Origin of the sequence: Halorubrum yunnanense, from assembly GCF_026586675.1 — an archaeon.
Lineage (GTDB): Archaea > Halobacteriota > Halobacteria > Halobacteriales > Haloferacaceae > Halorubrum > Halorubrum yunnanense.
In genome coordinates, this window is record NZ_JAODIX010000013.1 from 20,701 (window position 1) to 28,851 (window position 8,151).

An 8,151-nucleotide genomic window follows, 5' to 3' on the forward strand; every position below is an offset into this window, starting at 1 on the left:
GCCCTATGAGTGCCGAGGCCATTCCGAATTGGCGAAAGGCATGGGCGGAGTTTGGATATAGAGGTGTGACTCGTGAGCGCGCTGTCCGACTTCGAATGCGCTCCGAGCTCTCCCGTGAAACAGGGCGTCCGAGGGGGAACGCGGCCGCCGTCGCTTCGATTACGGATTGAACCAACCGGCGAAGCCGGTGTCCACGTGTATCGCTCCGTCACCCCTGGGCTCAGCAGCGTAGTAGTCGTCGAAGTCCGGACACTCCTCGGTGATCGTGACCGGTTCGCCCGGCGGCGTGAACTCGGCGACCGGGACGACGATGATGTTCGGGATGCCGGCAGTCTTGTCCCAGCCCATGGCGCTCTTGTTGACGCCGCTTTGGACGGTGTTGAGGTCAACCGTGCTGCCCTGCGAGGTGTTCTCCATGTAGGGGTCGTACGCTTCGAAGAGCGGGCTGTCCGCCGCTCCGTCCGGGCGCGGCGAGTCCGTGGGCGGGCTGACCGATCCGCCGGTGATCGTCACGGTGACCGTGACCGTGGCATCGGTCGGCTCGCCGTTAGGCAGCGGTCGGGTATCGAAGAGTGTGAGCTTGAGGGCACCGCTCCCAGAGCCGGGTCCGACTGGCGTCATGTCGCCGGTGACGACACTACTCGTTCCCGACCGCGAGAGATCGTACTCCCACTCTACGCCGTCGGGGATATCCCGACGGGTGTGGATCAGGTACCGGGAGTTCGACCGTCTCCGACTCCTCCGCACAGAACTGGAGATTGCTGATAGCGGCCGTCCCGCCGCCGGGGTTCTCTAACCCGGGCTCGAACGGCTGGTCCGGATACGGATCCTCCGCGGAGACGCAGTCTTTACCGCCGTAGGCTATTACCTCGGTCGCGCCGTAGCCGTCGGCGACGCTCCACTCGACCGAAATGGGCTCGCAGTCCGCGCCGTCTTTCGAATCGAAGCCGTCAACCGTGATGGGGTCGGTGTCCGTTTCCTCCTCGAAGCGGCACTCGGCGCTTTCGCGGTCGTCGGTCGCGTCCTCCGCAACGACTCGAACTTGACGTACGTCACCCTTCGCTGCAGTTGAACTCCTTGAAACAGGGTTTATTATCCTTAGCTTTCGGCTTACCCTTAGTCGCCGCGGGATCGGTCCCAAAACGCCGATCACGCTGGCCGCGCTGACGCCCCGCAGCAGCTTTCTGCGGTTAATATTCGCTACGTCGAACCCGTCGTTCCGGCCGTGCTCGTTTGGATCCATCGTTCTCTCTCTCTTCGCCCGTAGAGGCGGGACTGAACGCACGATTTGATACGATATCGTTGGCAGCAGAATACCCGAAGGAAGTGTTAGTCAGCCCGCGTCCGAGAGCGCGGAGGACGAATTTAGGGCCGTCTTACCCCCCGTATCGCTCCGGCGGATTGGGACGGCTCGAGGCCGTATTGCCGGCGTCGGGTCAGGCGGTCAGCCACGTCACGCGTTCCCGAACGGCGGAACTCGTCACGTCGAACGCATTCAATATAGCGGATGGCCATGTACACTGGGGCCGGAGCCGCTGAGACGACGCCGGGGGCCGTCAGGCTCTGCATCAGTCGTGCCCGATAGCTATGTGAAACTCCGAACACGCGCGACAGGCACCTCGACGGGCATATGCTTGCGGGCCTGAGACCGGGACGACGAGCTGTCCGAGACGGATCCGCGGATAGATGAGATCGACGTATTAGCCGCCGAGCGGTCGTAAGCGGGCGACGACCCCTCCTCCCGCGCGGATCCGCCGATTCCGAAGCCGTCATGCCGCTCGCTCGTGAACGACGGGTATGGACGAGCAGTCGACCGATGAGTACACGCGGCTCGTAGAGGAGAACGGGCTCGCGCTCCTGTTCGCGAACCGAGTGCGGGCGCGGGTCGTCGCGACCCTGTTTTACGCGTCCGAGCCGCTGTCGGTCGAACGGATCGCCGCGGGCGCGGGCGTCGACCAGAGCGTCGTCCACGAGGCGCTCGACGAGCTCGGGCGGTTCGGAATCTTGGCCGTCGACCGGGTCGAGGGACGCGACCCCGACCGATACGCGATCGACGAGTCGGACGACCTCGCCGAGGCGCTTCGGTCGGTCGCGGAGCTCGCGACCGAGCGGTACCGCCAAGAGGAGATCGACATCCCGAGCGGCGACGACGAGTAGGGCGCCGCGGTCTCCCGGCGCTCGGTCACTCGATCCGAACGGTCGTCTCGTCGTACACGCCCTTCCCTTCGGGGTCGTCCACGGCGATCCCGGCGCCGATCGTGTGTTCGCCGCGGTCGGCGGGACGCCACTCCGTCTCCGAGACTCGGAAGCTCTGCTGCCAGCGCCGAGTGAAGCGCCTCCGCTCGCCCCGATCGAGCGTGAAGCGCGTCTCCGACTCCGGGAGCGGTTCCGGCACGTGCGAGGCGTCGCGGTGGCCGTCGACGTGCCACGTCCACGGGACGGGCGACCGCGTCTCGACGGTCACGGGGACCGGCAGCGGGTTCCGGAGTCCGATCGCGACCGGCACCGGCTCTCCCCGTTCGTACGCGGTCGCCGGCGTGTCGACGCTGACGGAGAGGGCCCATCGGTGGACCCGCGCCGGGAGGAGCCACCGGGCCAGCGTCGCCGCCGGGAGGGTTCTGGCGGCCCGCGGGCGGTGCCGCTCGGCGGATTCGTTCGGTCGGAACGGGTCGTCGTCGGAGCGGTCGACGCCGTCCCCCCGGCGTGATGGAGGCATGAGTGAGGCTACCTGCCGGGAGGAATAAGCGTGTCGTCGAGAGGCGTCCGCGGGCGACGAAGCGATCTCAGTCGTCGCCGCTCGCCGCCGAGCCCGCAGCCGGTCCGTCACCGGTCGTCGTCCCGTCGTTCGGCCCGGCCTCGTAGGCCGGGTCGAAGAGGTGGCACGCGACCCGCCCGGCGTCGGTCTCTCGCAGCACCGGCTTGTCCGTCGAGCAGGGGGTGTCGAACGTCTCGCTCAGGAGGCTCTCGGCGTCGCCGAACTCCTCGTCCGCGACCGACCGAAGCGCCTCCTGGACCACCCGCTCCGCCTCCGGGTCCGACAGCGTCGACGGGAGGTCGAGCTCCTCGCGGAGCGCCTCCATTGGCGCGCCGTCGTCGAACGTCTCGACTGCGATGTCCTCCTCGCGGGCGCGGTGGCGGAGCGACATGACCGCCCGCCACTCTTCCTGTTCGAACTCGTAGTCCGACGGCGGGATGACGCGGGGACACCGCGTGTGGAACTTGCACCCGGACGGCGGGTCGATCGGGGACGGGACCGATCCCTCGAGCAGGATCCGGTCGCCGTCCCACAGCGGGTCCGGCTCCGGGATCGCCGACAGCAACGCCTCGGTGTACGGGTGTTGCGGCGGCGCGAACAGCTCCTCCGGCGTCCCGATCTCGGCGATCTTGCCGAGGTACATCACGGCGATCTGGTCGGCGATGTGCTCGACGACCGAGAGGTCGTGCGCGATGAACAGGTACGCGATCCCCAGCTCGTCTTGGAGATCCTCCAGCAGGTTGAGGATCTGCGCCTGCACCGATACGTCGAGCGCCGAGACGGGCTCGTCGCAGACGATGAACTCCGGATCGACCGCGAGCGCGCGGGCGATGCCGATCCGCTGGAGCTGCCCGCCCGAGAACTCGTGCGGGTACCGGTTGGCGTGGCTCGCATTGAGGCCTACCCGTTCGAGCAGGTCCTTGATCCGGGCGTCGCGGGAGACGTCGCCCTCGATCCCGTGGATGTCGAGCGCCTCGCCGATGATGTCGTTCACCGTCAGCCGCGGATTGAGGCTCGACTGCGGGTTCTGGAAGATGATCTGCATCTCCTTCCGGAGGTCGCGGAGATCGCTGTCGGACAGTGTCGTGATGTCCTGCCCCTTGAAGTACACCGAGCCGGCCGTCGGCTTGCGGAGCTGGAGGATCGACCGCCCGATGGTGCTTTTCCCGCAGCCGCTCTCGCCGACCAGCCCCAGCGTCTCTCCTTCGTGGATCTCGAAGGAGACGTCGTCGACCGCCTTCACCTTCTTCTGCCGGCCGAGAAGTCGGTCGATGAAGTCGCTCTCGGACTCGTAATACTTCTCGAGCCCCTCGACGCGGAGGAGCGGCTCGGAGCCGCTCATCGGTCGGTCACCCCCGGAGAGCCCGAGGCGGGACCGGATTCGGCCGGCCCGTCCTCCCCGCGGACGGTCACCTCGTAGTCGAGCTCGCCGTCGAGCTCGCCGGTGTGGGCGAGACACGCGGCGGTCTGTGCGTCGCTGTTGATCGGGTCCGCGGGCTCGCCGGTCTCGACGTCGACGAGTCGCGGCTCCACACGGGTGCACGACTCCTCGGCGTACGGGCACCGGGGGTGGAAGTTACACCCCGGCGGCATCTCGATCAGGTCCGGCATCCGCCCGGGGATCGTCTGGAGGCGCTCTCGGTCGTCGCCGATCCGCGGGATCGAACTCATCAGCCCGACGGTGTACGGGTGTTGCGGGTCGTAGTAGACGTCCTCGACCGGCGCCATCTCCACCGGGTGGCCGGCGTACATCACCATGACCCGGTCGCAGAACTCGGCGACGACGCCGAGGTCGTGGGTGATGAGCTGGATCGCGGTGTCGTACTCGGTCGCGACCTCCTCTAACAGCTCGAGGATCTGTGCCTCGATGGTGACGTCGAGCGCGGTCGTCGGCTCGTCGGCGATGATCAGGTCGGGGTCACACGACAGCGCGATCGCGATCACGACGCGCTGTTGCATCCCGCCGGAGAACTCGTGCGGGTAGTCGCCGTACCGCTCGGCCGCCGACGGGATCCCGACTGACTCCAGCGTCTCGATGGCGCGCTCCCGGGCCGCCGCCTCGTCCAGGTCGAGGTGGTACCGGATCGCCTCGGATATCTGCTCGCCGACCGTGTACGAGGGGTTCAGCGCGGTCCCGGCGTCCTGGAAGATCATCGCGATCTCGTTGCCGCGGAGCGAGCGCATCTCCTCGTCGTCCATCTCCAGGATGTTCTCGCCTTTGAACCGGATCTCGCCGCTCTCGATGACGCCCGGCTCGTCGATGAGCCGCATCAGCGCGAGACTGGTGACGCTCTTGCCGGCCCCGCTCTCGCCGACGACGCCGAACCGCTCCCCGGCCTCGATCCGGTACGAGAGGTCGTTCGTCGCCCTGACGACGCCGTCGTCGGTGTAGAACCGCACGTTGAGGTCCTCGACTTCGAGCATCGCCATCAGCGGAGCCCCCCGGTGTCGGTGTCGGTCTGATCGCCCTGCGGGTCGAACGCGTCGCGGACGCCGTCGCCGACGAGGTTGATCGCCATCACGAAGACGAAGATCGCGAGGCCCGGGAACAGCCCGGCCCACCAGCGACCGCGGGCGATCGCGTCCTGCTCGACGTTGAGCATGACGCCCCACTCCGCGCTCGCGGGGGACAGGCCGAGCCCGATGAAGCCGAGCGCCGCGGCGACGAGCACCGTAGTACCGATGCTGAGCGTCGCCTGGACTATCACCGGCGCCATCGCGTTCGGCAGGATGTGCCGGGTGATGATCGACCGGTCGCGGGAGCCGAGCGCCTTCGCGGCGGTGACGTACTCGTTCTCCTTCACGCTCAGTATCTCGCCGCGGATGATGCGGGCGTACGGGAGCCAGCCGACGACGACGAGGGCGAGGATCATCTCCCAGTAGCCGCGGCCGAGCACCGCGATGACCGCGATCGCGAGCACGATGAACGGGAACGCGTACAGCAGGTCGACGAGCCGCATGATGAGCTCGTCGACCTTGCCGCCGTAGTAGCCCGCGACCGAGCCGAGCGGGACACCCACGAGGAGCGCCATGGCGACGGCGATGAAGCCGATCGAGAGGCTCCAGCGGCCGCCGTACATCACCCGCGAGAGGATGTCGCGTCCGGCCCAGTCGGCGCCGAAGAGGTAGAGCCCGGCCGACGGCCACGCGAGGAGGTTTTCGAGCGTGGGCTCCCGGTACCCGGTGATCACGTCCTGTGCCGCGGGGTCGGCCGGCGCGAGCGAGAACGGCTGGACCGTCTGGCCGGCCAGCACCGGGAAGCTACTCGGGAGCTGGATGGGACGAGAGAACACCGCGAGCAGCACCATGAAGGCGATGGTGGTCGCGCCGAACAGCGCGAGGCGGTTCCGCTTGAACCGCATCCACGCGTACTCGAGGCGACCGCGTCCCGCCTCCGACTGGAGGTCCGGCTCCCACGAGGAGAGCGGCTCCCTGGATTCGACGCGGTCGACGTCGAAGCCGGAGACCCGTATTCGTCCGCGTTCCGTCGTCCGCTGTGAGGTTTCGCTTGACATTATCTAGTATCGAATTCGGGGATCGAGGTACGCGTAGAGCACGTCCGCGACGAAGTTCGCGAGTATCACGGCGACGCCGATGAGGAGGACGATGGCCTGGATCACCGGGAAGTCGCGGTTGCCCACTCGGTTGACGAGGAGGCGTCCGATACCCGGATACGAGAAGACGATCTCGACGACCACGGAGCCGCTGATGATAAAGGCGACCTGGATGGCGGCCACGGTGACGACCGATATCAGCGAGTTCCGGAGGACGTGTTTCTGGACGACCGTTCGCTCCGGGAGTCCCTTCGCGCGCGCTGTCCGGACGTAGTCCTTGTCGAGCTCTTCCACCATCGAGGACCGCATCAACCGCATCAGTAGGGCCGTGGAGCCGGTCCCGATGGTGATCGCGGGTAACAGGGTGTACACGAGCATGTCGTAGCTGAGAATCCCCTTACTGGTCGGCGGGAGGATGGGGAAGAGATCGAGCCAGCTCGCGAAGACCAGCAGCAGCAGCAGGCCGAGCAGGAAGTTCGGGACCGCGATCCCGAGCAGCGCGAACACCCGGCTGGCCTGATCGATCTTGGTGTCGCGGTAGTAGGCCGCGATCACGCCGGTGGGAATCGCCGTGACGAGCGTGACGCCGAACGCCATGATTCCCATCACGAGCGTGTACGGGAGCCGCTCCATGATCTCGCTTGTCACCGGGTCGCGGGTGATTATCGACCGGCCGAAGTCGCCCGTCGCCGCGCTGGTGACCCAGTCGATGTACTGGATGTACACCGGCTGGTCGAGGCCGTACTCGGCCCGTATCTCCATCTCCGTCTGCGGATCGAGCTCCGTGAACAGCGTGATGAAGTCGATCGGATCACCGGGGATGGCGTGGACCATCCCGAAGGTGAGCAGGGAGATCCCGAGCAGCAGCGGGACGGTTATCAGACCGCGTTTGAGGACGAATCGTTGGAGGCTCATCGAGGTGGAATGAGAGGGCTATCGGGTGTTGGGGGTGGTTACTCCGAGGGGTAGACGACCTCGTCGAGGTGCGGCTTGTACAGCGTGTTGTAGCGGTTGCTCGCGTTCGGGTGCGGGCTCCACTGGTCGACGGACTCGATGTTCGCCGGGTTGACGACGTCGATCACGTCGCCGGTCCACATGTTCGCCATCGGGACGTCCTGAGCGACGAGCTCCTGGATGTCCTGGTAGATCGGGAGCCGCTCTTCGGTGCCCAGGGTCGTCTGTCCCTCGGTGATGAGCTGGTCCATCTCCTCGTTCTCGTAGAGGTTCCAGTTGAACCCGTCCGGGACGTGCTGGCTGGAGTGGAGCAGCTGGTTGATGTGGCCGTCCGGGTCGGAGCCCCCGGTCCAGCCGATGCCGACGACGTCCGTGCTAGCCGCGGCGCCCTCGGGGTCGAGGAGGAACGGGACGAGGTCGTCGAACGACCGGACGTCAAGCTCGGCGTTGAAGTACTCGGTCTCGTCCATCGTCTGCTGAATGATCTCCATCCACCGCTCGCGAGTCCGGTTGACGTTTGTAATAAAGGAGATGTCGAACGGCGCCTCGATGTCCTCCTCCTCGAACGCCTCGCCGATGAGGCGGAGCCCCTCCTCCTCGTTTTGACCGACGTACTCGTCGAGGAGGTTCTGCTCGTGCTCCTCGTCCCAGAACGCCCCGAGACCGGGGCTGATCGGGGCCGCGAGCTCGGTCGCGTAGCCGCCGAAGACGGCCTCGATGACGTCCGACTTCGGGAGAAGACGAGTCATCCCGCGCCGGAGCTTCTCGTTCGTGAACGGGCTCTGGTTGACCGGGTAGGTGATGAAGTCGTATCCGACGGCGCTGCCGGTGACGATGTCGCCCGTCTGGTTCTCCCACTGGTCGAGCTCGAACGGCGCCGCGTTGTCG

Annotated in this window: 9 protein-coding genes; 1 reads left to right on the top strand and 8 read right to left on the bottom strand. The window is 66.8% G+C overall.

The features are described 5' to 3' along the window. Positions 1-159 precede the first annotated feature (159 nt). The gene (locus N5096_RS03095; protein WP_267662869.1) at positions 160-621 is read right to left on the bottom strand and encodes a hypothetical protein; all 462 of its coding nucleotides are present in this window, start codon (positions 619-621) and stop codon (positions 160-162) included. Between the two features lie 16 nt (positions 622-637). Further along, positions 638-1,243: a hypothetical protein gene (locus tag N5096_RS03100; RefSeq protein ID WP_267662870.1), complete on the bottom strand. Its 606-nt coding sequence runs from the start codon at positions 1,241-1,243 to the stop codon at positions 638-640. A 554-nt stretch (positions 1,244-1,797) separates the two neighbouring features. On the opposite strand from N5096_RS03100, the gene N5096_RS03105 reads away from it, so the two are divergent. Further along, on the top strand, positions 1,798-2,157 hold the full coding sequence (locus N5096_RS03105) for a hypothetical protein (RefSeq protein ID WP_267662871.1): 360 nt from the start codon (positions 1,798-1,800) through the stop codon (positions 2,155-2,157). Positions 2,158-2,182: 25 nt separating this feature from the next. Here N5096_RS03105 and N5096_RS03110 read toward each other — a convergent pair whose 3' ends face one another. The 6 genes from N5096_RS03110 to N5096_RS03135 form a co-directional block, all read right to left on the bottom strand. Next, entirely contained in the window at positions 2,183-2,716 is a 534-nt protein-coding gene (locus N5096_RS03110; protein ID WP_267662872.1) for a DUF7974 family protein, read from the bottom strand. 67 nt (positions 2,717-2,783) lie between these two features. Continuing rightward, positions 2,784-4,097 (bottom strand): ABC transporter ATP-binding protein, encoded by a 1,314-nt coding sequence (locus N5096_RS03115; protein ID WP_267662873.1) that lies wholly within the window; start codon positions 4,095-4,097, stop codon positions 2,784-2,786. Next, the gene (locus N5096_RS03120) at positions 4,094-5,185 is read right to left on the bottom strand and encodes an ABC transporter ATP-binding protein (RefSeq protein WP_267662874.1); all 1,092 of its coding nucleotides are present in this window, start codon (positions 5,183-5,185) and stop codon (positions 4,094-4,096) included. Before N5096_RS03120 ends, N5096_RS03115 begins: the two co-directional genes overlap by 4 nt. Continuing rightward, the gene (locus N5096_RS03125) at positions 5,185-6,270 is read right to left on the bottom strand and encodes an ABC transporter permease (protein WP_267662875.1); all 1,086 of its coding nucleotides are present in this window, start codon (positions 6,268-6,270) and stop codon (positions 5,185-5,187) included. The genes N5096_RS03120 and N5096_RS03125 overlap by 1 nt, the downstream gene beginning before the upstream one ends. Positions 6,271-6,273: 3 nt before the next feature. Next, on the bottom strand, positions 6,274-7,224 hold the full coding sequence (locus tag N5096_RS03130; protein WP_267662876.1) for an ABC transporter permease: 951 nt from the start codon (positions 7,222-7,224) through the stop codon (positions 6,274-6,276). 38 nt (positions 7,225-7,262) lie between these two features. Further along, the coding region (locus tag N5096_RS03135) for an ABC transporter substrate-binding protein (RefSeq protein ID WP_267662877.1) at positions 7,263-8,151 on the bottom strand (889 nt) is incomplete at its 5' end.